23 protein-coding genes are annotated in these 24220 nt (G+C 68.5%); 18 read left to right on the top strand and 5 right to left on the bottom strand.

Translation table 11 applies throughout. The features are described from left to right. Positions 1-179 precede the first annotated feature (179 nt). The 4 genes from AC3ARF_RS14005 to AC3ARF_RS13990 all read left to right on the top strand — a co-directional run bounded on the left by AC3ARF_RS14005 (position 180) and on the right by AC3ARF_RS13990 (position 3686). Positions 180-527, top strand: coding sequence for a hypothetical protein (locus AC3ARF_RS14005; protein ID WP_498928910.1), 348 nt, complete (start codon positions 180-182; stop codon positions 525-527). Between the two features lie 22 nt (positions 528-549). Then, the gene (locus tag AC3ARF_RS14000) at positions 550-2199 is read left to right on the top strand and encodes a LysM peptidoglycan-binding domain-containing protein (RefSeq protein ID WP_498928909.1); all 1650 of its coding nucleotides are present in this window, start codon (positions 550-552) and stop codon (positions 2197-2199) included. Beyond that, complete coding sequence (locus AC3ARF_RS13995; RefSeq protein WP_498928907.1) at positions 2196-2693, top strand: hypothetical protein; 498 nt, start codon at positions 2196-2198, stop codon at positions 2691-2693. Before AC3ARF_RS14000 ends, AC3ARF_RS13995 begins: the two co-directional genes overlap by 4 nt. Positions 2694-2774: 81 nt before the next feature. Further along, the gene (locus AC3ARF_RS13990) at positions 2775-3686 is read left to right on the top strand and encodes an alpha/beta fold hydrolase (RefSeq protein ID WP_498928906.1); all 912 of its coding nucleotides are present in this window, start codon (positions 2775-2777) and stop codon (positions 3684-3686) included. A gap of 301 nt (positions 3687-3987) precedes the next feature. Here the strand turns inward: AC3ARF_RS13990 and AC3ARF_RS13985 are convergent, their stop codons facing one another. After that, positions 3988-4356: a YkgJ family cysteine cluster protein gene (locus AC3ARF_RS13985; RefSeq protein WP_498928905.1), complete on the bottom strand. Its 369-nt coding sequence runs from the start codon at positions 4354-4356 to the stop codon at positions 3988-3990. A gap of 233 nt (positions 4357-4589) precedes the next feature. Here AC3ARF_RS13985 and oleC point away from each other — a divergent pair, with 233 nt between their 5' ends. The 8 genes from oleC to AC3ARF_RS13945 all read left to right on the top strand — a co-directional run bounded on the left by oleC (position 4590) and on the right by AC3ARF_RS13945 (position 12211). Next, positions 4590-6233 carry an olefin beta-lactone synthetase gene (oleC, locus tag AC3ARF_RS13980; RefSeq protein WP_498928903.1) on the top strand — a complete coding sequence of 548 codons (1644 nt, stop codon included), beginning with the start codon at positions 4590-4592 and terminating at the stop codon, positions 6231-6233. Next, the gene (gene oleD / locus AC3ARF_RS13975; RefSeq protein ID WP_498928902.1) at positions 6230-7243 is read left to right on the top strand and encodes a 2-alkyl-3-oxoalkanoate reductase; all 1014 of its coding nucleotides are present in this window, start codon (positions 6230-6232) and stop codon (positions 7241-7243) included. The genes oleC and oleD overlap by 4 nt, the downstream gene beginning before the upstream one ends. A 9-nt stretch (positions 7244-7252) precedes the next feature. Continuing rightward, positions 7253-7918: a ubiquinone biosynthesis accessory factor UbiJ gene (locus AC3ARF_RS13970; protein WP_498928899.1), complete on the top strand. Its 666-nt coding sequence runs from the start codon at positions 7253-7255 to the stop codon at positions 7916-7918. Beyond that, a complete protein-coding gene (ubiB, locus tag AC3ARF_RS13965; RefSeq protein WP_498928897.1) occupies positions 7915-9591 on the top strand; it encodes a ubiquinone biosynthesis regulatory protein kinase UbiB in 1677 nt (558 codons plus the stop codon). The genes AC3ARF_RS13970 and ubiB overlap by 4 nt, the downstream gene beginning before the upstream one ends. Positions 9592-9707: 116 nt before the next feature. Next, on the top strand, positions 9708-10295 hold the full coding sequence (locus tag AC3ARF_RS13960; RefSeq protein ID WP_498928895.1) for a 2'-5' RNA ligase family protein: 588 nt from the start codon (positions 9708-9710) through the stop codon (positions 10293-10295). A gap of 14 nt (positions 10296-10309) precedes the next feature. Next, positions 10310-11041: a pseudouridine synthase gene (locus AC3ARF_RS13955; RefSeq protein WP_498931891.1), complete on the top strand. Its 732-nt coding sequence runs from the start codon at positions 10310-10312 to the stop codon at positions 11039-11041. Between the two features lie 75 nt (positions 11042-11116). Then, positions 11117-11536: an alternative ribosome rescue aminoacyl-tRNA hydrolase ArfB gene (arfB, locus tag AC3ARF_RS13950; RefSeq protein ID WP_498928893.1), complete on the top strand. Its 420-nt coding sequence runs from the start codon at positions 11117-11119 to the stop codon at positions 11534-11536. 60 nt (positions 11537-11596) lie between these two features. After that, entirely contained in the window at positions 11597-12211 is a 615-nt protein-coding gene (locus AC3ARF_RS13945) for a lysophospholipid acyltransferase family protein (RefSeq protein WP_498928892.1), read from the top strand. 4 nt (positions 12212-12215) lie between these two features. Here AC3ARF_RS13945 and AC3ARF_RS13940 read toward each other — a convergent pair whose 3' ends face one another. Further along, complete coding sequence (locus AC3ARF_RS13940; RefSeq protein ID WP_498928890.1) at positions 12216-13184, bottom strand: LysR family transcriptional regulator; 969 nt, start codon at positions 13182-13184, stop codon at positions 12216-12218. A gap of 127 nt (positions 13185-13311) precedes the next feature. Between AC3ARF_RS13940 and aceB the strand changes: the two genes are divergently transcribed. From aceB to AC3ARF_RS13920, 4 genes are all read left to right on the top strand, one after another. After that, entirely contained in the window at positions 13312-14943 is a 1632-nt protein-coding gene (gene aceB / locus AC3ARF_RS13935) for a malate synthase A (RefSeq protein ID WP_498928888.1), read from the top strand. Between the two features lie 207 nt (positions 14944-15150). Then, positions 15151-16449: an isocitrate lyase gene (aceA, locus tag AC3ARF_RS13930; RefSeq protein WP_498928886.1), complete on the top strand. Its 1299-nt coding sequence runs from the start codon at positions 15151-15153 to the stop codon at positions 16447-16449. A 226-nt stretch (positions 16450-16675) separates the two neighbouring features. Then, the gene (locus AC3ARF_RS13925) at positions 16676-17692 is read left to right on the top strand and encodes a GGDEF domain-containing protein (RefSeq protein WP_498931889.1); all 1017 of its coding nucleotides are present in this window, start codon (positions 16676-16678) and stop codon (positions 17690-17692) included. A gap of 13 nt (positions 17693-17705) precedes the next feature. Beyond that, entirely contained in the window at positions 17706-20189 is a 2484-nt protein-coding gene (locus tag AC3ARF_RS13920) for a putative peptide modification system cyclase (protein ID WP_498928884.1), read from the top strand. Here the strand turns inward: AC3ARF_RS13920 and AC3ARF_RS13915 are convergent. Further along, positions 20173-20409 carry an NHLP-related RiPP peptide gene (locus tag AC3ARF_RS13915; protein WP_036138116.1) on the bottom strand — a complete coding sequence of 79 codons (237 nt, stop codon included), beginning with the start codon at positions 20407-20409 and terminating at the stop codon, positions 20173-20175. The genes AC3ARF_RS13920 and AC3ARF_RS13915 overlap by 17 nt on opposite strands. A gap of 47 nt (positions 20410-20456) precedes the next feature. Further along, complete coding sequence (locus AC3ARF_RS13910) at positions 20457-21659, bottom strand: putative peptide maturation dehydrogenase (protein ID WP_498928882.1); 1203 nt, start codon at positions 21657-21659, stop codon at positions 20457-20459. Positions 21660-21809: 150 nt separating this feature from the next. Between AC3ARF_RS13910 and AC3ARF_RS13905 the strand changes: the two genes are divergently transcribed. Together AC3ARF_RS13905 and AC3ARF_RS13900 are read left to right on the top strand one after the other, a co-directional pair. Beyond that, positions 21810-22088 (top strand): hypothetical protein, encoded by a 279-nt coding sequence (locus AC3ARF_RS13905; RefSeq protein ID WP_498928881.1) that lies wholly within the window; start codon positions 21810-21812, stop codon positions 22086-22088. Positions 22089-22187: 99 nt separating this feature from the next. Next, positions 22188-22664 carry a hypothetical protein gene (locus tag AC3ARF_RS13900; protein ID WP_498928879.1) on the top strand — a complete coding sequence of 159 codons (477 nt, stop codon included), beginning with the start codon at positions 22188-22190 and terminating at the stop codon, positions 22662-22664. 23 nt (positions 22665-22687) lie between these two features. Here the strand turns inward: AC3ARF_RS13900 and AC3ARF_RS13895 are convergent, their stop codons facing one another. Beyond that, a complete protein-coding gene (locus AC3ARF_RS13895; RefSeq protein ID WP_498928877.1) occupies positions 22688-24217 on the bottom strand; it encodes a YifB family Mg chelatase-like AAA ATPase in 1530 nt (509 codons plus the stop codon). Positions 24218-24220 lie beyond the last annotated feature (3 nt).

Below are 24220 nucleotides of genomic sequence, written 5' to 3'. Positions count from 1 at the left end.
GATGCGGGAACGGATATACCCGCCACCGAATCGTCTTGCCGAGCAGCGAGGCAGGAGCGAGCCGCGCAACAAGCACATCGCACGGGTTCCGGCGGATTGATGCGCCAGTAGGGTGGGCAAAGTACCAGACCGAAATTTTCAATCTGTTGTCAAAGGAGCCATCCGTGATAACCGGGAAGGTGTCCTATGACAAGGAATTCAGCAATGCATTCTCGGCGATGCTGTCAGACGTTGGTGAGAGCGAGCCCAAGCTGTTTGATCAACTCCTGAGTGGGCCGGCAGCAGAAGGAGAGTTCTGGAAAGTGGGTGCTGAATCCGGCTTCCTCTACTCTGTTTGTCAGGCGCACTCATGCTCAACGACCAACTTGGTCATCTTCTACCAGCCACATTCTTCGAGAATGAGCGGGCGACTGCAGCTTAGATGTGTCGTTGAGTGGCTGGGGGCTGCAAGTGACGCTGAAAGGAAATTCTTTGATCTTGTGAAGCCAATCGATCATGGGGACCCAAGTCGTAAGGCGGATTGTTGACGGTCTACAAGGAGGTGGACTAATGGCGTACGGACTACGTGATTTCTTGCACGCTGTTGCCCAAAGGGAAAGTGGTGGCGATGCGCGTGTCATCAATCGGGCTGGCTTCGTCGGCAAGTATCAATTTGGGGAGGCCTGCCTGATCGATACGGGTTACTACATGTCCGACGGGAGCAACTACAGAAACAACTGGGCCGGGCGTTGGACCGGAAAGAATGGAGTGCATAGTCTGGATCAGTTCCGGAGCGCGCCAAATGTTCAGGATATGGCGGCTGTCGAGTGGTTCAGCTTGCTCTGCAAGCGAGCTAGGAACTTGGGGCTGCATAGGTACTACGGCGCTACGATCGCCGGTGTCCCGATCACGGAGTCGGGTGTGTTGGCTGGGGCGCATCTCGTTGGACTGGGAACAAGAAAGAACCCGGGCGGTGTCACCACGTTTCTCCAAACCTCTGGGAGAATGGATCCGGTGGATGGGATGGGGACGAGAGCATCCGAGTATGTGCGCAAGTTCGGTGGGTATGACTTGGACTGTTGCACGGGAAAGTTGAACATCTCCATCCTGGATCGAGACGGCGAACCGATTGCCGGCGCAATGTATGAATTGCGGCGAGGTGGCCACACCGTGCAAGTGGGGACAACAAGGGATGATGGCTTGATCCGGCGCCCGCTCCAAGGCGTGTCCTTTGCCGATCAGTTTGAGTTCTGGATCGCACGCATGGAAGGCGATTTCAAGAAGATCTGGGCTGGGTCCGTTGAATCGGCTGAAAAGATGATCGTTCTGCGCAGCCCGAAGGTCAGGATCACGGGGCAGACGCGCGAGCACGCTGGGGAGCCCGCAGGACACGAAAATCGCACCGTGGAGGCTAGATCATCCGGCGTCCACATCGTACGGAACGGCGACCGACTATGGAACATCGCCAAACGACACAAAACCACGGTTGAGCACCTGAGGCAGCTAAACCCGGCAGTGGCGAAAACCGACACGATCCACCCCGGGCAAAGGATTGTGCTGATTTCCACCACCCATGGCCACGCTCCCGAAGGGCAGCGTAGAGCTCAGGGAGCACGTGGCGTTACGCGAGGAGGTGTCGACACCCTGACATCCACGCCGGTACGCAATGATCAGGGGCATCCCGTCGGCAAGGTAGACAGGACGCCGGCGGTCCCTGTCACCACGGGCACGAATGATCGCCTGATCGAGATCTTGATGACCAATGTTCATTATGGTCGGAAAGACGTCGACTTGGTCGGTCCGGTGGCGGTGAAGAATGTGCTTGCCGGCCGACCCATATCGCAACACAAGAAGCCGCAGTCGAAATCCCTCGGTCGGTGTTACAAGTACGTCAAGATTGCTCTGCAAGCGTCGGGGTTGGTGAACGCCTACTTGTCCTCTGGCCATGCCAAGCAGGCGGGCGCGGATCTGAAAAGGCAAGGGTTTAGAAATCTTCTGGACGCACAAGGTCATGGCATCTCAAGTCCGTTTGATGCGCCAATTGGATCGTTGATCGTCTACGACGTCACAGACGGCACCCCGGACGGGCACATTGAGGTTCGGACTCCCTCCGGATTTGCCAGCGACTATTTCAGCGATAACAGCAGATGCACCGTGCGTGGGAAACCACCGACTATGGTTGGGCGGCATCGTAAGGTGACTGGAGTATGGGTCAAATGAAGCGATTGACACTGGCGATCTTGGGCCTCTTCTTCGTGGCCGCTTGTGGCGAAGCATCCTCCCAGTTGGTGGCGGACGGTGCCACAACGACTACGAGAGCCAGCCTCTCAGCCGTGGATGCGTTCTATTCAAACTTCGGTGAAAGCGAGAGCTTTTCCTGCACACACGGCAACCGCGTCATTGACCTTGGCATAAGTGCTCTCGCGCCAGAAATGGTGGGATTTGACGTGCCGAGGGGTGCATCACCCGATTTCTATAAGGACAAGTTGGCAGTGGACATCACGGAGGACGGTCGCGAGATCACGAGATCTTGGGGTGTTCTGCACTGTGCGTCCAACGAATGCACGATACAACTCCCCAAGGGGGAGCCGCTGCGCTTGCGGCGGTTCGCGAGAATTCCGGATGCATATGCCGACAGGCCGAGTCGGACCCCCTACTTTGATGCTTACGTCGGCAAAGAAAACTTCAAGTGCCGTCTGGAGGCGCAGGATTGAGCTCCCGAGGAGGTTTTGACCTGGCCCGCGGAGAGTGGGGGATAATGCCTGATTCGTTTCGATCCCCGCATACAGGCCACGATGCCCCTGCCTGAACTCCCCGACTACACTTTCAAGCCCCGCCGCTTCGAGGTCCGTCCCGGCATTGCCCTGAGCTACCTGGACGAGGGCCCCCGCGACGGCGAGGTGGTGGTAATGCTCCACGGCAACCCGTCGTGGAGCTTCTACTGGCGCTATCTGGTGCTGGGGCTGCGCGACCGTTACCGCTGCATCGTTCCCGACCACGTCGGCATGGGCCTGTCGGATCGCCCTGACGATGCCGCCCACGCCCAGCCACGCTACGACTACACCCTGCAGGCGCGCGTGGATGATCTGGCGGCGTTGCTCGACCATCTGGAAGTAACCGGTCCGGTCACGCTGGCCGTGCACGACTGGGGCGGCATGGTGGGCTTCGGTTGGGCGCTGTCGCACATGCCACAGGTCAAGCGCTTGGTGATCCTCAACACCGCGGCGTTCCCGCTCCCCGCAGCCAAGCCGATGCCGTGGCAGCTGTCGCTGGGGCGCGACTCGCGGGTGGGCGGCTTCCTGATCCGGGGCTTCAACCTGTTCGCCCGTGGGGCGGCGTGGCTGGGCACCGAGCGGCGCCTGCCGGCGGCGGTGCGTCGCGGCTACATCGCGCCGTACAACGGCTGGCGCAATGCGATCAGCACGCTGCGATTCATGCAGGACATCCCGCTGCGCAAGGGCGATCGGGCATGGTCGCTGCTTGAGGCCGCTGGCCGCGCGTTGCCGCAGTACGCTGATCGTCCGGCGTTCATTGGCTGGGGCCTCAAGGACTTCGTCTTCGACCGCCACTTCCTCGACGGCTTTCGGAAGGCGCTCCCCAACGCCGAGGTGCATGCGTTCGAGGATGCCAACCATTACGTGCTGGAGGACAAGCACGAGGTGCTGGTGCCGGCGATTCGCGCTTTTCTGGACAGGAACCCGCTTTGATGCATGCCTCGGAGAGGGGGCAGTGAAGGAAATTGCAGGTCAGCCCGGAGGTGGGGCCACGGTACCCACCCGCCAGGAAGCCGATCGCTGGGTTACGGGCGCCGCCCCGAAATGAACACGGGGAAGGCCATGGAGGCCATGAGTGAGGTCTGTATCAATTCCGTTGGTGTCTTTCGCCGCGCTTGTTGCGTGTGACAAAAGGGCGACCACTATGCCCAAGCCCATCGCGCATCACGCTCGACATGCGGGCCCCGGTCTGCGACGCCGTAGCGCTCTCAGACTGACGAGCGGCTGAGGTGGATCAGGGCGGATTCCGCTCCGCCACCCCCTCCCAGTCGGCCTCGGTCAGCACCGGCAGCCCATGCGCCAGTCGCGACTTGTCGCACTGCGGGCTGGCGGCCCCGAATTCCCACGAGGCCGGCACCGCGCGGCACACCGACGGCCTCACCGGATGGATGCTGCAGCGGCTGTAGCGGCCGATGTCCGCATCCAGCGCCACGCAGCGCGGGTTGGCCTGCGAGGTACCACGCATCACCCGCTCGTGCTGGCGCAGCGGTTCGGTCAGCTCGATCGGCACAACGCCACCCATCTCCGGGTCGGCCTCCGACCAGTGGAAGCTGACGCGGAAGAAGGCACAGCAGGCACCGCAGGTCAGGCAGGGATGGTTCATCGGGGCGCAGAGGTTGGGTGGTAACGCCCGGAACCCCGACATAGCCGGGTCCGGCTTCCGACGCCGGGGATCGCCCACCCGTCACCGCTCCACGGGGAACGGGGGCTGAGGTCGTGGTCCAATGGCCTCGGGTGCGCGGTCCGAGGCAGGGGACGCCTCTGCCGGCGGGTGGCGAATTTTTCATCATCGACCGGGCCGGGCGCAAGTGTCGGCCGACAGGCGACAATGAACGGATGACTGCCCCCTGCAACATTGCGGCCGCGTTGCCGCGGCTGGCCGCCGAGCGGCCCGACCAGATCGCCTTGCGTTGCCCCGGCACGCGTGGGCCGGACGGGTTGGCCCGCTATGACCAGACCCTGACCTACGCCGCGCTGGACCGGCGTAGTGACGCCATCGCCGCCGGTCTGGCCCACCACGGCATTGGCCGCGGCACGCGCACGGTGGTGATGGTGCGACCCTCGCCCGAGTTCTTCCTGCTGATGTTCGCGCTGTTCAAGGCGGGCGCGGTACCAGTGCTGGTGGACCCGGGCATCGACAAGCGGGCGCTGCACCAGTGTCTGGACGAGGCACAGCCGCAGGCGTTCATCGGCATCCCGCTGACGCACCTGGCGCGGCGCCTGTTGGGCTGGGCCAAGGCGGCCACGAAGCACGTCACCACCGGCCGCCGCGCGTGGCTGGCCGACGTGACCCTCTCGGCCGTGGAGCAGGCGGGCGCGGCCGCGGGGCCGCAGCTGGCCGACACCGCCCCGGACGACGTGGCCGCGATCCTGTTCACCAGCGGCTCCACCGGGGTGCCCAAGGGCGTGGTCTACCGTCATCGGCATTTCGTCGCGCAGATCGAGCTGCTCGGCCGGGCCTTCGGCCTGCAGCCGGGTGGGGTGGACCTGCCGACTTTCCCGCCATTCGCACTGTTCGACCCGGCGTTGGGGCTGACCTCGGTGATCCCCGACATGGACCCGACGCGCCCGGCCAAGGCCGATCCGCGCCGGCTGCATGACGCCATCGCCCGCTTCGGCGTGGACCAGTTGTTCGGCTCGCCGGCGCTGATGGCGGTGCTCGCCCGCCATGGTCAGCCGTTGCCGACCCTGCGCCGGGTGACCTCGGCCGGTGCGCCGGTGCCGCCGGACACGGTGGCGGCACTGCGGGCGCTGCTGCCCGAGGGCGCACAGTTCTGGACGCCCTACGGCGCCACCGAATGCCTGCCGGTGGCCGTGGTCGAAGGCGCCGAGCTGCAGGCCACCCGCGCCGCCACCGAGACCGGCGCCGGCACCTGCGTGGGGCGCCCGGTACCACCCAACGAGGTGCGCATCATCGCCATCACCGACGACGCCATCGCCGACTGGCGCGACGTGCGCGTGCTGGGCGTGGGCGAGGTCGGCGAGATCACCGTGACCGGCCCGACCACGACCGACACCTACTTCAACCGCGACGCGCAGACGCGCCAGGCCAAGATCCGCGAGGGAGAACGGGTGGTGCACCGCATGGGCGACGTCGGCTATTTCGATGCCGAGGGCCGCCTGTGGTTCTGCGGCCGCAAGTCGCACCGCGTCGAGGCCGCAGGCGGCCCGCTGTACACCGAGCAGGTCGAGCCGGTGTTCAACGTGCATCCGCAAGTGCGGCGCACCGCCTTGGTGGGTGTCGGTGCGGCCGCCGCGCAGCGCCCGGTGCTATGCGTCGAGCTGGCCCAAGGCGTTCCCGCCCGCGAGTGGCCGCGCATCGAGCGCGAGCTGCGGGAGATCGGCGGGCGGCACTCGCACACCGCGCGCATCGCCCGCTTCCTGCGCCACAAGCGCTTCCCGGTGGACATCCGCCACAACGCCAAGATCGGCCGCGAGAAGCTGGCCCTGTGGGCCGCGCAGCAAGGAGTCACGACATGAAGATCCTGGTCACCGGCGGAGGCGGCTTCCTCGGCCAGGCGCTATGCCGCGGCCTGCGTGAGCGCGGCCATGAAGTGGTCAGCTTCAACCGCGGCCATTACCCCTCGCTCGACGCGCTGGGCGTGCGCCAGGTGCGCGGCGACCTCGCCCAGCGCGACGCCGTCGTCAGTGCGGCGGAGGGCTGCGAAGCCGTGTTCCACAACGCCGCGAAGGCCGGCGCCTGGGGCAGTTACGAGAGCTACCACCTAGCCAACGTGATCGGCACCGAAAACGTGCTGGTCGCCTGCCGTACGCATCGCATACCAAAGCTGGTCTACACCTCCACGCCCAGCGTCACCCACCGCGCCACGCACCCGGTGGAGGGTGGCACCGCCGACAGCGTGCCCTACGGTGAGCACCTGAAAGCCCCGTATGCGGCGACCAAGTTGATCGCCGAAAAGGCCGTCCTGGCCGCCAACGATGCGGCGCTGGCCACCGTGGCCCTGCGCCCGCGGCTGATCTGGGGCGTGGGCGACAACCAGTTGCTGCCGCGGCTGGTGGAGCGGGCGAAGGCCGGTCGCCTGCGTTTCGTTGGCGACGGCGGCAACCGCGTCGACACCACCTACATCGACAACGCCGCACAGGCGCACTTCGACGCGTTCGCGCATCTGGCACCGGGCAGCGCATGCGCCGGGCGCGCGTACTTCATCAGCAACGGCGACCCGCGCACCATGCGCGAGACGCTCAATGGCCTGCTGCGCGCCGCGGGCGCGCCGGAGGTCACCGGCACGGTGCCGTTCCGGGTGGCCTATGCGCTGGGCGCGGTGTGCGAAGGCCTGTGGCATGCGCTGCCGCTGCGCGGTGAGCCGCCGATGACCCGCTTCCTCGCCGAACAACTGGCGACCACCCACTGGTACGACATGGCGCCGGCGCGGCGCGACTTCGGCTACGTGCCGACGGTGTCGTTCGACGAAGGGCTGCGCCGGCTGGCGGTGGCGTGGCATGACGGCGCTGGCACGGCGGCCCGGTAGAATGCGGCCATGACCGACCGCTCCTCGCCGCTGGATTCGCTCAAGCCGCTCGCCGGCCGCACCCTGGAGGCCGCGCTCAACCGCGCGCTGGCCCTCGACCCGGAGACCCGCGAAGGCCTGCGCGCGCTAGATGGCCGCACAGTCGCCCTGCACGTGGCCGCACCGCCACTGGCACTGCAGATCCGGGTCAACGGGGACCGGCTGGACGTCGGTCCGGTGCTCGACCCCGCCACGCCCGACCTGTCGGTGCGCAGCACGCTGGGTGGGCTGCTGTCGCAGCTGCCGTTCCTGCGCAACGACAACGCGCCGCCGGTGGGCAAGCTGCGCATCGAGGGCGATGCCGACCTCGCGCGTCGCCTGCAGCGCCTGGCCGAGCGCTTCGACCCCGATTGGCAGCAGCCGTTCACCCGCGTGTTCGGCGACATCCTCGGCGTGCAGGTGGCCAATGCCATTGCCGGTGCGTTGCGCCATGCCAAGGACGCCGCCGGTGCGTTCGCCAGCAACGCCGCCGAGTACGTGACCGAGGAATCGCGGGACGTGGTGCCGCGCGACGAGCTCAATGCCTTCCACGACGATGTCGATGCGTTGCGCGACGACGTCGAGCGCGTCGCCGCACGCGTGGCACGACTGGCCAACCGCATCCCCGCCGCGCCCACGCGCGAGGACACGCCATGAAGTCGGCGCTGCGCGCCTGGCGCATCGGCCGGGTCCTGCTGCGCTACCGCCTCGACGACCTGCTCGACGGCACCCCGGTCGAAGGCTGGCTCAAGCTGGCGCGACCGTTCGTGCCACGGGCCTCGGCCGAGATCGCGGCGATGTCGCGCGGCGCGCGCCTGCGCCTGGCGCTGCAGGAACTCGGCCCGATCTTCGTCAAGTTCGGGCAGATCCTCTCCACCCGCCGCGATCTCGTACCGCCGGATGTCGCCGAGGAGCTGGCGCTGCTGCAGGACCGCGTCGCGCCGTTCGACGGCGAACTCGCACGGCGCATCGTCGAGGCCGCGCTCGGCCGTCCGGTGGCCGAAGCGTTCATCGATTTCGACACCACGCCGCTGGCGTCGGCCTCGATTGCGCAGGTGCACGCTGCGACCTTGCCAGCCACCGCGGAGACCGCCGCGCGTGAAGTCGTGGTCAAGGTCCTGCGCCCCCACATCGAGCCGGAAATCGCCAGCGACATCGCGCTGCTCAGCGCCATCGCCGGCATCGTCGAACGCACCCACCCCAGCGCCGACAAGATCCGCCCGCGCGAGATCGTCGCCGAGATCGAGAACACCCTCAATGCCGAACTGGACCTGCAGCGCGAGGGCGGCAACGCCAGCGTGCTGCGGCGCTTCTGGCAGGGCAGCGACGATCTGTACGTGCCCGAGGTGATCTGGTCGCACACCGCCGACCGGGTGCTCACCATGGAGCGCGTCTACGGCATTCCTTCGGACGACATCGACGCGCTCGATGCCGCCGGCATTGACCGCCACGCGCTCGCCGCCAAGGGCGTGCGCGTGTTCTACACCAGCGTGTTCCGCGACAATTTTTTCCACGCCGATGCGCATGCCGGCAACATCTGGGTGGACACCGACCCGGGGCGCAAGGCCAACCCACGTTTCATCGCGTTGGATTTCGGTATCGTCGGCCAGCTCTCCAGCGAGGACCAGTACTACCTCGCCGAGAACTTCATGGCAATCTTCAACCGCGACTACCGCCGCATCGCCGAGTTGCACGTGCGCGCCGGCTGGATGCCGTCGCACATCCGCATCGATGAGCTGGAGGCGGCGGTGCGCGGCGTGTGCGAGCCGTACTTCACCCGCCCGCTGAGCGAGATCTCGCTGGCCGAAGTGCTGCTCAAGCTGTTCCGCACCGCGCAGCGCTACGAGCTGACCCTGCAGCCGCAGCTGATCCTGCTGCAGAAGACCCTGCTCAACATCGAAGGCGTGGGCCGCCTGCTGGACCCCAGGCTCGACATCTGGGCGGTGGCGCGGCCGGTGCTGGAGAAGATCCTGGTCGAGCGCTACAGCCCGCAGCGGTTGGCCAGCGAGTTCCGCAAGCGCCTGCCCGAGCTGGTGACCCACGCGCCAGAAATGCCGCGCCTGCTACACGCCTGGCTGGACCAGCAGGTCACCGGCCAGCACCACCTGTCGATGCGTTCGCAGGACCTCGCCGAGCTGTCTCGCACGGTCAAGGACGCGCAACGCCGCACGGTGGCCGCGATCCTCGGCACCGGGCTGCTGATCGTCGCCGCGGTGTTGTATGGCTTGGAAGCCGGCGGACCGCGGGTGTTGTCGGTGCCGGCGTCGTCGTGGATTGCCGGGCTGGGCGGGCTCTGGGCACTGCTGGCGGCGTGGCCGCGGCGGCGGTGAGTCCGTCAGCGCGGGCTGGGTTGGCCGGGGTCGCGCGCCCACGCATGCGCGAAGCGCAGCCTGTCGTCCACGCGCGTGACGATAGCGGTCCTGCACTGCATTCCGTCGAGTGCACCATGGCCCATGAGCTCCGTGATTTTCCCGAGTGGCACCGCGGCATCGCGCGTTACGGCTTCTGGGCGGTGCGGGTGGAATGCCCGCAGTGGCAGGCGCTGTTCGAAGCCGGCCGTCGGCACGTCGCCGGCTACGTCCACGGCAACTACGTCCGCCAGCCGCACATCACCATCGCGGCCGCAGGATTGCTCGATGAGGCCCACCTGTCGCAGACCCTGCGTCGACGCCAGATCGACGCGGTCCGCGCCATGAGCGAGAGCGCCTTCGAGTTGGAGGCCGGTCCGCTGGATAGCTTCACCTCCTCCCCGCACATCGTCGTGGACGACCCATCCGGCGCGCTGTCGCGGCTGCGCGCAGGCCTGCATGCGGTGCGCCGTGACGATCCCGCGCCGGTGTATCGGCCGCACCTCACCGTCGGCCTGTATCGCGAGGCATTCGCGCTCTGCGACGTGCATCGGCACCTGGCCGCGTTCCACGCGCCGCCTCCAGCGCCATTGCGGGTGCGCGAAGTGAGCTTCTGCGCGTACCTGACCCATGAGTTGCAGGGACGGTTTGAAGTCCTCGATACGATTCCGCTGGAACGCGCATGACCACCGAAACCGCGATGGCGTCCGCCGCGCCCGAGGCCGAAGGGCCTGATTCCGCCCCGCTCGATGTCCTGTATATCGACGACAGGCTGGCCGTGGTCAACAAGCCTGCCGGCCTGATGGTCCACGACAGCGCGCTGGCACGTGGCGAGACCGACTTCGCCGCCGATCGCCTGCGCGAGCAATTCGGTCGGCCGATCTTCCTCGTGCACCGGCTCGACCGCGCCACCAGCGGCGCGCTGCTGCTGGCCTTCGACCGCGACACCGCCGCGGCGCTGGGCCAGGTGATGATGTCGCGCGAGGTCGAGAAGGACTACTGGGCGGTGTGCCGAGGCTGGCCCGAGCCGCAGTTCACCGTCGACCACCCGCTCGACGGCGGTCCGGGCAAGCCGCAGAAGAAGCCGGCGGTGACCCGCTTCACGCGCCTGGCCACCACCGAACTCACCGTGCCCTCGGCGGGGTTCGAGACCTCGCGCTACGCGCTGCTCTGCGCGCAGCCGGAGACCGGCCGCTTCCGCCAGATCCGCCGCCACCTCAAGCATGTCTCGCACCACCTGATCGGCGACACCAGTCATGGCGACGGCCGCCACAACCGCAACTTCCGCATGCTGGGCATCCACCGCATGCTGCTGCACGCGCGCCGGTTGGCCTTCCTGCACCCCGCCAACGGCGCACGCGTGGTGGCCACGGCGCCGCCGGACGCGGAGTTCACCCGCGCGCTGGCACTGTTCGAAGGTTTCGAGCCCTAGCCACGGGGCGTGCGGAAGACGTCAGCGGGAACGACCGCCGATTTCCCTACAATGCCCGGGAGGAGGACGCCGCCCATGCTGCGAGTTAGCGAAGACGTGGAAATCGCCGACGACGAGCTGGTCGAGCGTTTCGTGCGCTCGACCGGTCCCGGTGGGCAGAACGTCAACAAGGTGGCCACCGCGGTGGAGCTGCGTTTTGACGTCGCGCAATCGCCGTCCCTGCCCGACGCGGTGCGCGTGCGGTTGCTGGCCAAGCGCGACCGGCGCATGACCGGCGAGGGCGTGCTGGTGATCAACGCCCAGCGCTTCCGCACTCAGGAGCGCAACCGCGAGGACGCCCGCGTACGGCTGGTCGCCTTCATCGAAAGCGGGCTGCACGCGCCAGTGCCGCGGATTGCCACCCGCCCCACCCGCGCCTCCAAGGTCCGGCGGCTGGAAGCCAAGCGCGAACGCAGTACGATCAAGCAGGGGCGCACCCGGCGGGACTGGGACTGACGGGCACGCGCTCCGGCCCCCGCCACGCTCCCCCGCACCCGACGCCGCCAAAGGCACTGCATGCCCCCCGACGCCGCACCCTCCGCCATCGTCCTGACGCTGCCGCCGCAGGTGCCGCGCGTGCGGCCACACGCCTTCGTCCGCTGGCTGGGGCGCACGATCCTGCGGCTGGCCGGTTGGCGCATGGTCGGCGCCTTCCCCGACATCCCGCGTGCGGTGCTGATCGGCGCGCCGCATTCCAGCAACTGGGATGGGGTGTTGGGCCTCGCCGCCAAGATGGGCATGGGCCTGGACATCAAGATCCTGGGCAAGGATTCGCTGTTCAAGCTGCCGCTGATGGGCACCCTGCTGCACCGGCTGGGCGTGATCCCGGTCGACCGCAGCGCCGCGCATGGCGTGGTCGAGCAGGCCGCGGAGATGATCCGCGGCAATCCCCAGCTCTGGTACGGGCTGGCACCGGAAGGCACGCGCAAGCCGGTGGAGCGCTGGAAGCCAGGCTTCTGGCGCATCGCCAAGGCGGCCGGGGTGCCGGTGGTGCCCGCGTATTTCCACTACGGCCAGCGCGTGATCGGCATCGGCCCGCCGTTCGAGCTGGGCGACGACATGGACGCCGACATCGAGCGCATCCGCGCGTGGTACCGCACGGTCTCGCACGGCAAGTTCCACGACGCCTGAGGCCTCAGCGGTCGGACTGGCCCGTCGCGTAGTAGTCCGCACGCTGGAACAACGCCGGCTGGATCAACTCGGTGAACGCCCGCGCCTGCGGTGACAGGTACTTGCCCTTGCGCACCACCACCCCATAGCTGCGCGACGGGAAGTAGCGCGCCAGCGAACGCGCCGCCAGGCGCTCGTGGTCGGCCTCGGTCAGGCAGATGGCGGTGACGATGCTGATTCCCAGCCCCATCGCCACGTACTGCTTGATCACCTCCCAGCCGCCGACCTCCAGCGCCACCGTGTACGGCACCCGGTTCTGGTGGAAGACCAGGTCGACCAGCCGGTAGGTGGTCAGGCGCTGCGGCGGCAGGATCAGCCCATAGGGCGAAATGTCCTGGAGGGTGAGGTCGTCCTTCTGCGCCAGCGGGTGGTCGCGCGGGGTGATCAGCATCGGCTCGAAGCGGTACACCGGCGCATAGCTCAGGTCGCCGGGGACGTCGATCATCGAGCCCACCGCCAGGTCCACCCCATCCGAACGCAGTAGGTCCAAGCCACCGGCGCCGGTGACGTTGTGCAGGGTCAGGCGCACGTCCGGGTGGGCGGCGCGGAAGGCCTCCACGATCTTCGGCAGCAGGTAGAGGATGGTCGAAGTGCCAGCGGCCACGTTGAGCTCGCCCGCGTCCAGCCCGCGCACCCGCTCGCGGAAGCTGGCGTCCAGCCCGTCCAGGCCTTCGACCAGCGGCCGCGCCAGTTCGTACAGGGCCTCGCCCTCGGCGGTCAGGGCCAGGCGGCGGCCGGTGCGCTCCAGCAGCCGCACCCCCATTTCCCGCTCCAGCGCCTGCAACTGCAGGGTGACCGCGGGCTGGGTCAGGTACAGGGCATCGGCCGCGCGCGATACCGAGCCCAGGCGCGCGGTCTGGCAGAACGCCCGCAACGGCTTCATCCGGTCGCCCTTGTAGGCAAAGCGCGGGGCCTTGGGGAGCCGGTCGGCCATTGGTTTCAACTATGTATTAGTTCCCCTAATGATAAACATTGAAAAAACTTGATTGTCAAATACAAGACGCGGGCGCATGGTGTTTTTGCACCGCAACACGCACCAGCCCCAGCGAGGAGAGTTCGAAATGTCGGCAGTCTTGGCGGAACAACGGGAGCCCCGGAATGGGGCTGAGTCGGTCACCGGGATCGAGGTGACGGCCACCCTTCCGGGGCAGGAGACGCTGCTGACGGCGGTAGCCCTCGACTTCCTCGCCGGGCTGCACCGCCGCTTCGAGTCCACCCGCCAGGCCCGACTGGCCGCCCGCCGCGAGCGCCAGGCGTTCTTCGACGCCGGCGGCCTGCCGGACTTCCGCGCCGACACCGCCGCCCTCCGTGCCGGCGACTGGCGAGTGGCGCCCATCCCGGCCGCCCTGCAGGACCGCCGCGTGGAGATCACCGGCCCGGTCGACCCGAAGATGGTGATCAACGCCCTCAACTCGGGCGCCAACTGCTACATGGCCGACTTCGAGGACAGCACCGCGCCGACGTGGGCCAACCTGGTCGCCGGCCAGCAGGCCCTCCGACAGGCCGTGGCCGGCACTCTCGAGTACAGCGCGCCAGACACCGGCAAGCACTACGCGCTCAAGCCGTTCGCCCAGCAGGCCGTTCTGCTGGTCCGCCCGCGCGGCTGGCACCTGGACGAGAAGCATGTGCGCATCGACGGCGCGCCGATGTCCGGCAGCCTGTTCGACCTCGGCTTGTTCGCCTTCCACAACGCCAAGGCGCTCGCCGGCAAGGACCGCGGCCCGTACTTCTACCTGCCGAAGCTGCAGTCGATGGAAGAAGCGGCGCTGTGGAACGACGTGCTCGAGCACGTCGAGCGCGCCATCGGCCTCCCCGCTGGCCAGCTCAAGGTCACCGTGCTGATCGAGACCCTGCCGGCCGTGTTCGAGATGGACGAGATCCTGCATGCGCTGCGCAGCCGCATCGTCGGGCTCAACTGCGGCCGCTGGGATTACGTCTTCTCCTACATCAAGACCTTCCGCCGCCACCGCGACAAGGTGCTGCCCGAGCGCGGCCAGGTGACCATGACCCAGCCGTTCCTGCGGGCGTACTCGGAGCTGCTGATCCAGACCTGCCACAAGCGCGGCGCCCACGCGATGGGCGGCATGGCCGCGCAGATCCCGATCAGCGGCGACGCCGACGCCAACGCCGCCGCGCTGGCCAAGGTTCGCGCCGACAAGCTGCGCGAGGTCACCGCCGGCCACGATGGCACCTGGGTCGCGCACCCGGCGCTGATCCCGCTGGCACGTGAAGTGTTCGACGAGCGCATGCCCACCCCGCACCAGCAGCACGTCAAGCGCGAGGAGGTCGTCGTCACCCGCGACGACCTGGTCAAGCCGTCGCTGGGCACGATCACCCGCAAGGGCTTCGAGAACAACGTCGAGGTGTGCGTGCGTTACCTCGCGGCATGGCTGGACGGCAGCGGTTGCGTGCCGATCCACTGGCTGATGGAGGATGCGGCCACCGCCGAGATCGCCCGGGCCCAGTTGTGGCAGTGGCTGCACAGCGATGGCCTGCATCTCGACGATGGCACCGAGGTGGACTTCGCCCTGCTCGAGCGCGCCCTCATCAACCTGCCGGGCAAGTTGACCGACCGCCTGCAGATGCCCGGTGGCAGCCGCGTGGCGGAAGCCATCGGCCTGCTCGACCGGCTCACCCACGCCGACACCCTGGAGGACTTCCTGACCCTCCCCGCCTACAAGCGACTGAGCTGATCCAACCCGGCGCGTGGCGACCGGCAGGTGCGGGCCTTGGCCCGCGCCAACGGCCCCGCCATGCCCAAGGACAGCCGGCCGCGTGGCGCCATCGCGCCGATATCGCTCCGACGACCGCATCACCGACTTCCGCTTCACCCACCCAGGAAGACGCCATGTCTTTCCCGCACCGACCACAGCCAACAGCCTGACTTGAGGAACGCCGCCATGACCAGCAAGCTCCCCACCGCCGACCAACTGCGCCACGACTGGGCCACCAACCCGCGTTGGGCCGGGATCAACCGCCCGTACTCGGCCGAGGACGTGGTGCGCCTTCGCGGCACCGTGCCCGTGGAGCACTCCCTTGCCAAGCTGGGCGCGGAGAAGCTGTGGAAGTCGCTGCAGACCGAGGACTTCATCAACGCCCTCGGCGCGCTGACCGGCAACCAGGCCATGCAGCAGGTCAAGGCCGGGCTCAAGGCGATCTACCTTTCCGGCTGGCAGGTGGCGGCCGATGCCAACATCGCCGGCGAGATGTACCCGGACCAGTCGCTGTACCCGGCCAACTCGGTGCCCCAGGTCGTGCGCCGCATCAACAACACCCTGCTGCGCGCCGACCAGATCCAGTGCGCCGAAGGCAGTAGCGACATCGACTTCCTGCAGCCGATCGTCGCCGATGCCGAGGCCGGCTTCGGCGGCGTGCTCAACGCCTTCGAACTGATGAAGGGCATGATCGAGGCGGGCGCGTCCGGCGTGCACTTCGAGGACCAGCTCGCCTCGGTGAAGAAGTGCGGACACATGGGTGGCAAGGTGCTGGTGCCGACCCGCGAAGCGGTCGAGAAGCTGGTCGCCGCGCGCCTGGCCGCCGACGTGATGGGCGTGCCGACCCTGATCGTCGCGCGCACCGATGCCGAGGCCGCCGACCTGCTCACCAGCGACGTCGACCCCAACGATGTGCCGTTCACCACCGGCGAGCGCACCGTCGAAGGCTTCTACAAGACCAACAACGGCCTCGACCAGGCCATCAGCCGCGGCCTGGCCTACGCGCCGTACGCCGACCTGGTGTGGTGCGAGACCGGCAAGCCGGATCTGGAGTTCGCGCGCAAGTTCGCCGAGGCGATCCACGCCAAGTTCCCGGGCAAGCTGCTCGCCTACAACTGCTCGCCGTCGTTCAACTGGAAGAAGAACCTCGACGACGCGACCATTGCGAAGTTCCAGAAGGAAATCGCCACCTACGGCTACAAGTTCCAGTTCATCACCCTGGCCGGCTTCCACAGCCTCAACTACGGCATGTTCAACCTCGCCCACGGCTACGCCCGCCGCCAGATGAGCGCCTTCGTCGAGCTGCAGGAAGCCGAGTTCGCCGCCGCCGAACAGGGCTTCACCGCGGTCAAGCATCAGCGTGAAGTGGGCACCGGCTATTTTGACGCGGTGACCCAGACCATCCAGGGCGGCAAGTCGTCCACGGTGGCGCTGAAGGGCTCGACCGAAGAGGAGCAGTTCCACGAGGCGCGCGCCGCGGCCTGACGCCCGACCGCGGGCAGTGCGGTCCCCGTTGCGGGCCGCACGCCGCAAACCTGTCGCACCGACGGGCCGGTACTCGATTCCGGCCCGTCTGCATCCAGCAGGGCCGTGGCCTTGCGGGCTTGGGGCCCGCGTTCCCTGAACGGATAAGGTGGTAGTCTTCGAGGCAGCGAGGGCAAGGGCCAGCGACATGAAAGTGGAAGGCGCGGCGGCCGCCGCGTTCAAGGACATGGTCGCCAGGGACGGTGCGTCGATGCCGGCGCGCGAAGAGCTGGCGATGGCTGCGCTTACGCCCGAGGAATTCGCCCTGTTCGCCGACGTCGGTCGCGTGCGCCGTGTGTACGCCGGCGACGTGCTGTTCCGCCGCGGTGAGCTGGGCACCACCATGTACGTGGTGGTCAAGGGCGCCATCGACCTCGACTTCGGTGACGACCTCATCGTCAAGCGCCTGGGGCCGGCGGAGTTCTTCGGCGAACTGGGCCTGCTCATCGGCGACCATGCGCGCAGCGCCGAAGCGTCCGTACCGGTGGATGGCGAACTGCTGGAGTTGCACCACGAGGAGTTCCAGCGCCTGGTCGAGCGTGAACCGGGCATGGTCTGTTACTTCCTGCGCCGCGCGATCATGCGCGTGGTGCTTAATGAGCAGGGCCTGATCCGCCGCCTGCGCCGTCGCAACCAGGACCTGGAGGCCGCGCTGGACAACCTGCGCGCCACCGCGCACCAGCTGCAGCAGACCGAGGTGCTGATCCGCACCGACGAACTCACCGGCTTGGCCAACCGCCGCGGCATGACCCGGCACCTGGCCGACCGCCGCCGCAATGGCGCCATGAGCGGCCTGGGCCTGTTGCTGGTGGACTGCGACAGCTTCAAGCAGATCAACGACGACCACGGCCACCTGGTCGGCGACCGCGTGCTGCAGAGCGTGGCCAACATCCTGCGTTCGGTCTCCGGTGCGGGTGATGTCGCCTGCCGCTTGGGCGGCGACGAATTCGCGCTGCTGATCAAGGCGACCACGCGCGACGAAGTGATGCGCATCGCCGAGTTCGTGCTGACCACGGCGCAGGGCTTGCAGCGCATGGGCCACACCCCGCCGCTGATCTGCAGCCTCAGCATCGGCGCATGCCTCGTCGGCCCCGAAGGCGACTTCAACGACTGGTACGCCAGTGCCGACGCGGCCCTGTACCGCGCCAAGCGCGACGGCGGCAACCGTGTGGAATGGCAGGACAACCGCCCGATGCCGGCGTGACGGATCCCCGTGCATGATCGCCTCCGTCGCTCCGCCGTCCGCCCGACCCGCCGCCGACCAGGCGCCACAACTGCGCACGCTGCTGCTCACCGACCTGTGCGATTCCACCGCGCTCGTGGAGCGCATCGGCGACGTCGCCGCCGCCGCGCTGTTCCGCGAGCACGATCGTCTGGTGCTCGCCCTGCAGCAGCAGTGGCACGGTCGCCTGATCGACCGCTCCGACGGCCTGTTGCTGCTGTTCGAGCGTCCCATCGACGGCCTTGGATTCGCCCTCGACTACACCCGCGGCCTGCGCGACCTCGGCGCCGCACACCACGTGGAGTTGAAGGCGCGGGCCGGCCTTCACGTGGGCGAGGTGTTGACCTGGCGCAACAGCGAGGAAGCCGTGCGCGTCGGCGCCAAGCCGCTGGAAGTCGAGGGGCTGGCCAAGCCGATGGCCGGCCGGCTGATGGCGACCGCCCGGCCCGGGCAGATCCTCCTGTCGGCCGTGGCCGAACCGCTCGCCCACCGCTCGGCGCGCGAGCTCGGCGAACGCGGGCTGGGCCTGCTGTGGAAGTCGTATGGGCGCTGGCGCTTCAAGGGTGTGCCCGAGGCGCAGGAGATCTTCGAAGTCGGCGAGCCGGGCATCGCGCCGCTGCGTGCGCCGCCGGCGACGCCCAAGGCGTGGCGCGACATCCCGCTGTGGCGCCGACCGGCCGCGCTCGCCGCGGAGGTTGCGGTGCTGGCGGTGCTCGGCCTGGGTTTGTGGTGGATCACGCGCCCGCAACCGGCCATTGCCTTCGCCAACCGCGACTGGGTGGTGGTGGCCGACCTGCGCAACCTCACCGGCAACCATGCGTACGACGACGCGGTGGAGACGGTGCTGCGCGTCGCGCTGGAACAGTCGCGCCACGTCAACGTGGTCGCCGAATCGCGCGTGGACGAATCGCTGCAAGGCATGGGCCTGGACCCGGCGAAGGCCACGCTGGACCGTAACGTGGCCTCGGAGATCGCGGTGCGCGATGGCGTCCGCGCCGTGCTCCTGCCCACCGTGGCCGACGTGGGCGGCCAGTTGCGGGTGACGCTGGAGGTGGTGGACCCGGCGACCCAGGCCACTGTCTTCACCGAGTCTGCGACCGGGCGGGGCCCCGAGGCCATGGTCAGCGCGGTCGGCGAGGCCAGCGACGCCCTGCGCCAGCGCCTGGGCGAGGCGCTTGCGTCGGTGCAGGCCAGCTCGGCGCCGCTGGACAAGGCCACCACCGCCAACCTCGACGCTCTGCGCGCCTATGGGCTGGGCCAGGGGGCATACGCCACCCAGGACCTGGACGCCGCCGAGCAGCACTTCCGCCAGGCCCTCGCGCTGGACCCGGGTTTCGCCATGGCGCGGATCGGCCTGTCGCGGATCGCCTATACCCGCACCGACGTGCCGACCGCGCTCTCGGAGTTGACCCTGGCCCTGCGCGATACCTCGCGCCTCACCGACCGCGAGCGCTTGTACGCCAAGGCGCAGCTGGCCCAGTTGCGCCTGGACCGCGACGCGCTCGAACAGTGGCAGGCGCTCGCCAAGCTCTATCCGGATTTCCACGTCGCCGCCTTCAACACCGCCAACCTGCTGCGCTTCGCCAACCGTTACCGGCCGATGCGTGAGTACGCCCGCCAGGCCACCGCACGGCAGGCGGTGACCCGACCGGCCGCATGGCACTACCTCGGCGTCGCCGAAGCCGCGTTGGGCGATGCGGCGTCCGCGCGCCGCGACTTCGACGCCGCGCGCAAGGCCGGATTCCCACCCGTGTTCATCGAGCCCGCGCTGCTCGAGGCGGCCCAGCGCCACCCCGACAAGGCGTTGGCCCTGTTGCCCCCGACAACGCGCCTGCCGCCGCCGATGGCGTTGGAGAATCGGATTGCGCGCATGACCATTGCCGCCGATGCGGGCCGTTGGCCGGAGGCCCTGCGCGCCGCCGACGAACTGGCGGCCAGCGTCCGGGAGCCGCGCCAGGCCTTTGAATGGGCGGCCCGCGCGGCCGTGCTCGCCGTGCGCCAGCACGATTCGCCTGCCGCGCGCCTGCGCGCGGACGCCGGAACGCTGCTCGACCAGGCGGCGGCCGCGCTGCCCCAGACCGTCGGCCGGACCCGTGAATCGGTGGCGGCCGCGGCGTTGTACGCGGGCTACGTCGCCGCCGGCTGGGGCGACGAGGCTGCGGTGCGCCGTGCCGTCGACGCCACGCGACCGGTGGTCGCACAGTCGCCGTTCAACGTGCTGGCCAACCTCGCCGCGCTCGCGCAGGCGCGTCTAGCATTGCAGCAGGGCGATGCCGCGCGTGCGCGCCAGTTGCTGCAGCCCCACCAGGGTGAAGACGCACTGCTGCTGACCCGCTACTGGCAAGCCCGCGCCGACGGCCGTCCAAGCGCGGCGCCCGCGCCTGTCTCCGCCGCGACGCGCCTGCGCGCCTACGGCGAGTGGGCTGCCGAACGCCCGCCCGTGCTGGAAGCGCTGCAGCCGCTCAGCGGCAGAAAATGATCCAGCCGCTGGTGGCTTCCAGCTGCCGGGCAAACTTGTCGGCGTTCTCGCGCAGGTGCTCCTTGGAGGGCAGCGACACCCGCTCCGGTGCGATGCTCGGGTCGACCACGAAGCCGAATTCGGCCAACGTGGCGACCGGGTCGGTCTCCATGCGCGCGCGCAGTGCGTCGTCTTCGGCCAGCCCCTTCAACAGCGCCAGCGTTTGGCTCTGGTTTGCCATGCCACGGTCCCCTTGGTCCCCCGTAGCGGGTTGTACCGGCTCGGCGGTTACTCCGCAACTGCCGCCCAGGGCACGGGCTTGAGGTGCAGGAGGTCGCGGGTCGGGTCGGGCACGCCCATGCCGTTGGCGCCGATGGCGATCTCCACCTGCGGCCGCAGCTTAAGCAAGGCGGCCACGTCGGCATCATTGATGGCCGCGGTGTAGAACGCACCCAACCCGCGTTCGGCGGCCAGCAGGTAGAAGGTCTGGCTGAGGTGGCCCGAGTCGAGCAGCACCGCCTTGTAGGCCTTCGGGTGGCGGCGGTACTTCCAGTGATGGCGGTCCAGCCGAGCGACGTGGAAGACCATCGCGTGCGCCTCGGCGAAGTACTCCTGGCCGATGGTCAGCGCGCTGGCCAGAGCGCGCGCCCGTTCGCACGCAAGTGGCTGCAGCAGCGCCAGCGCATGGCTGTCGGTCTCGTAGTGGTAGACGCCCGGTGCCAGGCCCTCCACGTTGATCACAAGCGGGTAGGCATCGATCGGATGCAGGCCGCCGCCGGAAGCGCTGGTGCGCCGCAGCGCCACCATGCCCGGCGCGAGGGTCTCCGCGCCGAGCGTGCCAAAGGTGCCGTACAGCACCCGGGTGAAATCCGCGAGGGGCAACGCGACATCGGTGCGGAAGTGGCGGGTGGTACGGCGTGCGCGCAGGGTGGCGGCAAAGGCGTCGTCCAGCGGCTCGGTGGGCAGTTGACTACGCGCCAAGGCGTCCTCGCGCCGCCAGGCGTGCGGGGGCAGGGGCCCCAGCGTGGCGGCATGCCGCTCCAGGCGCTCGCGATGGGCCGCGTCATCATGGCGGCGCCGACCTTCTTCGCCGACCACGCCCTGCCACTGGGACGCCACGTGGTACAGCGCTGCATCGGGGTGCCAGCCGACTGCCTCCAACCTTGCCTCGCCATCGCGCAGCGCCTGCGCGTCGGGCGCATCGGAATCGGAGACCAGCAGGCCACGTTGGGCGAGCGCGACCAGCGTTGCCGGCGCGATCCCCAACATCTTCGCCGCGACGTGAAGCTCCACCCAGTCCGGGCCGGGGAAACGCGCCAGCAGCGCCGCCTCGTCCGCCGTGATCGGCACGCGGACGCCGGTGACGGGGCAGAGCAGGTGAAGGCGGGGTTCCGAGGCGAAACGGAGTTCGCCCTGCAGCAGCGCACCCAGGTCCGGGACCATCGCGTCCCCGATCTGCAAGTGGCACGGCTGGCGGCGGCGGAGGCGCATCGCCGGAGTATGGCTCTTGCCGTGAACCGGTGCCGATCGGCCACTGAGAAAAAATGTACGAGGCGGTGGGACGTTTGGCAGTCGACAACGGCCACGCCGCTTGCGTAGTGTCGCGCCTTTCCCCCAGATCAGAGTGGTAGATCCATGCGCATGCACGCATTCCTGGCTGCACTGGCCTTCGGCTTCGGCGGTCTCCCGGCGGCAGCGTCAGCCGGCGATACACAAGCCGCAGCGCCGACCCCGCCCGCAGCCACGGCAGCGACGCCTCGGGTCGCCAAGCCAGAGTCGGATGACGAGCGCATGGTGTGCAAGGCAGAGCGCACCATAGGCAGTAACCGCGTGCAGCGGGTGTGCCGTTCGGCGGCCCAGATCGAGCGTGAGCGTGAGGCTGCCCGCTCTCAGCTCGACAAGGCTCAGGTGGGCGGTTGATCTGCGCGGGCGAGCGAACCCGGGCGGTTGAGCTCCGTTGGGGTCTGGCGTAGGCTCCAGGGATTGGCAGGTTTTCCGGCAATACCACGGAGGTGTGTCATGGCAAACCGGTTGTTCGTGGGCCTTGCAGTCGCGGGGCTACTGGCGGTGGGCGCGACGTCTGGCGGGGCGCTGGCCTCGGAGACGGCGACGCTTGCGCAGATCGTCCAGCAACAACAAGGACTTCGGGCGCAATTGGACCGTGGCGACACGTCCGATCTGACCCCGCGGCGCGCGCGCGCTGTCCGTAAGGCGCAAGACCAGGTGTTTCGCCTTGCCGAGGGCAAGAGCCAGCTCGATGAATTGAACATCGAGGAGCGCGTGCAGTTGGAGAACGCGCTGGAGACGATTAATGCAGAAGTGGTTGGCACCCGCGTCGCGCAGGAAAACCGCGACGTCTGCTGGACCGAAGCCAAGTCCGGCTCAAAACTGAAGGTCACGCGTTGCGGCACGCAGGAAGAGATTGACGAGGCGCGCCGGGGAGCGCGCGCGTGGATGGAGAAGCCCAAAATCTGCTCAGGCCCTGGTTGCGGCTGAACGCCATCAGCACTTGGACGTAGTCAGGTCATGGCGGCGCGGCCAGTTTCACCGCGCCGGTACCCGATCGCCTCCGTGACATGAGCTACGCCAATTGACTCGCTATCCGCGAGATCGGCGATGGTCCGGGCGACTCGCAAAATCCGGTGGGTGGAGCGGGCGCTGAGTTGCAGATGCTCCACGGCTTTTTCCAGCAGCACCTGCGCTTGTTCGGGCAAGCGGCAATCCCGCTCCGTCTCGGCTTGGCCCAGCATCGCGTTCGCCTTCCCCGCCCGCTTGGCCTGCAGGGCGCGGGCGTGGCTTACCCGGTCGCGCACCGCTGCCGAACTCTCGCCGCGGGGCGCGTCGGGCCGCAGTTCGCCCGGCGCGAGCCGCGCCATGGACACATGCAGATCGATGCGGTCCATCAATGGGCCCGAAACCCGGGCGCGGTAGCGATCAACCGCCTCATCGCCGCATCGGCAACGGCCGCTGGGGTCGCCGGCCCAGCCGCACGGGCAGGGATTCATGGCGGCGACCAGCTGGAAGCGGGCGGGAAACTCCGCGCTACGGGTGGCGCGTGAGACGGTAACCACGCCCGACTCCAGTGGCTCGCGCAGTACTTCGAGGGCCTGGCGGCTCCACTCGGGCAATTCGTCGAGGAACAGCACGCCATTGTGGGCCAGCGAGACCTCGCCGGGGCGGGGCACGGTGCCACCCCCGACCAACGCCACGGCGCTTGCGGTGTGATGGGGCGCGCGGAACGGGCGCGAGCGCCAGCTCCTGTTCGAATCGGTGCTACCGCCGCTGCCTTGGCGCGACACCGACAGCACCGCGGCCGTTTCCAGCGCCTCAGTGTCCGTTTGCGGCGGCAGCAGACCCGGTAGCCGTGAGGCGAGCAGCGTCTTGCCACACCCGGGTGGGCCCACCAACAGCAGGTGATGCCCTCCGGCGGCCGCGATCTCCAGCGCGCGTCGGGCATGCGCCTGGCCGCGCACGTCCGCCATGTCGGGGACCGTGAGGGTGGGCCCGGGCGCAAGGATGGGCGGCGGCTCCGGCACCTTTCGGCCGGTGAGGACGGCGCATGTTTCCAACAGGGTACGCGGGGCGAAGGTGCGGACATGGTCCGCAAGCGCGGCTTCCTCGGCATTGGCAGCCGGCACTACCAGTTTCCGTCCTGCCTGTCCGGTGGCCAGTGCCGCCGGGAGCACGCCATCCACCCCCCGCAGCTCGCCGGTCAGCCCCAGTTCTCCCAGGAACTCGGTGTTCTCCAGCGCTTGCAGTGGAATCTGCCCGCTCGCCGCGAGGATGCCCAGCGCAATCGGCAGGTCGAAGCGGCCGCCGTCCTTGGGCAGGTCCGCGGGAGCCAGGTTGACGGTGATGCGCCGCGCCGGGAACTCCAGTTGCGAGGACTGCAGCGCCGCGCGCACCCGGTCCTTCGCCTCACGCACCGCGGCAGCGGGCAGGCCGACGATGGACATTGACGGCAATCCGCCGCCTAGATGCACTTCGACCCGTACTTCGGGCGCACGCACGCCCGATCGCGCACGGCTGTGCACGATGGCCAGATTCATGGG

The sequence above is a fragment of the Lysobacter sp. KACC 24251 genome (assembly GCF_057747755.1).
The sequence above is the reverse complement of the archived record's forward strand: the minus strand, read 5'-3'. Positions and strand labels throughout refer to the sequence as shown.

Coding starts and splice junctions, on each gene's coding strand:
- AC3ARF_RS14000 (WP_498928909.1), top strand. CDS start 550: ATGGCGTACGGACTACGTGATTTCTTGCACGCTGTTGCCCAAAGGGAA.
- AC3ARF_RS13995 (WP_498928907.1), top strand. CDS start 2,196: ATGAAGCGATTGACACTGGCGATCTTGGGCCTCTTCTTCGTGGCCGCT.
- AC3ARF_RS13990 (WP_498928906.1), top strand. CDS start 2,775: ATGCCCCTGCCTGAACTCCCCGACTACACTTTCAAGCCCCGCCGCTTC.
- AC3ARF_RS13985 (WP_498928905.1), bottom strand. CDS start 4,356: ATGAACCATCCCTGCCTGACCTGCGGTGCCTGCTGTGCCTTCTTCCGC.
- oleC (WP_498928903.1), top strand. CDS start 4,590: ATGACTGCCCCCTGCAACATTGCGGCCGCGTTGCCGCGGCTGGCCGCC.
- oleD (WP_498928902.1), top strand. CDS start 6,230: ATGAAGATCCTGGTCACCGGCGGAGGCGGCTTCCTCGGCCAGGCGCTA.
- AC3ARF_RS13970 (WP_498928899.1), top strand. CDS start 7,253: ATGACCGACCGCTCCTCGCCGCTGGATTCGCTCAAGCCGCTCGCCGGC.
- ubiB (WP_498928897.1), top strand. CDS start 7,915: ATGAAGTCGGCGCTGCGCGCCTGGCGCATCGGCCGGGTCCTGCTGCGC.
- AC3ARF_RS13960 (WP_498928895.1), top strand. CDS start 9,708: ATGGCCCATGAGCTCCGTGATTTTCCCGAGTGGCACCGCGGCATCGCG.
- AC3ARF_RS13955 (WP_498931891.1), top strand. CDS start 10,310: ATGGCGTCCGCCGCGCCCGAGGCCGAAGGGCCTGATTCCGCCCCGCTC.
- arfB (WP_498928893.1), top strand. CDS start 11,117: ATGCTGCGAGTTAGCGAAGACGTGGAAATCGCCGACGACGAGCTGGTC.
- AC3ARF_RS13945 (WP_498928892.1), top strand. CDS start 11,597: ATGCCCCCCGACGCCGCACCCTCCGCCATCGTCCTGACGCTGCCGCCG.
- AC3ARF_RS13940 (WP_498928890.1), bottom strand. CDS start 13,184: ATGGCCGACCGGCTCCCCAAGGCCCCGCGCTTTGCCTACAAGGGCGAC.
- aceB (WP_498928888.1), top strand. CDS start 13,312: ATGTCGGCAGTCTTGGCGGAACAACGGGAGCCCCGGAATGGGGCTGAG.
- aceA (WP_498928886.1), top strand. CDS start 15,151: ATGACCAGCAAGCTCCCCACCGCCGACCAACTGCGCCACGACTGGGCC.
- AC3ARF_RS13925 (WP_498931889.1), top strand. CDS start 16,676: ATGGTCGCCAGGGACGGTGCGTCGATGCCGGCGCGCGAAGAGCTGGCG.
- AC3ARF_RS13920 (WP_498928884.1), top strand. CDS start 17,706: ATGATCGCCTCCGTCGCTCCGCCGTCCGCCCGACCCGCCGCCGACCAG.
- AC3ARF_RS13915 (WP_036138116.1), bottom strand. CDS start 20,409: ATGGCAAACCAGAGCCAAACGCTGGCGCTGTTGAAGGGGCTGGCCGAA.
- AC3ARF_RS13910 (WP_498928882.1), bottom strand. CDS start 21,659: ATGCGCCTCCGCCGCCGCCAGCCGTGCCACTTGCAGATCGGGGACGCG.
- AC3ARF_RS13905 (WP_498928881.1), top strand. CDS start 21,810: ATGCACGCATTCCTGGCTGCACTGGCCTTCGGCTTCGGCGGTCTCCCG.
- AC3ARF_RS13900 (WP_498928879.1), top strand. CDS start 22,188: ATGGCAAACCGGTTGTTCGTGGGCCTTGCAGTCGCGGGGCTACTGGCG.
- AC3ARF_RS13895 (WP_498928877.1), bottom strand. CDS start 24,217: ATGAATCTGGCCATCGTGCACAGCCGTGCGCGATCGGGCGTGCGTGCG.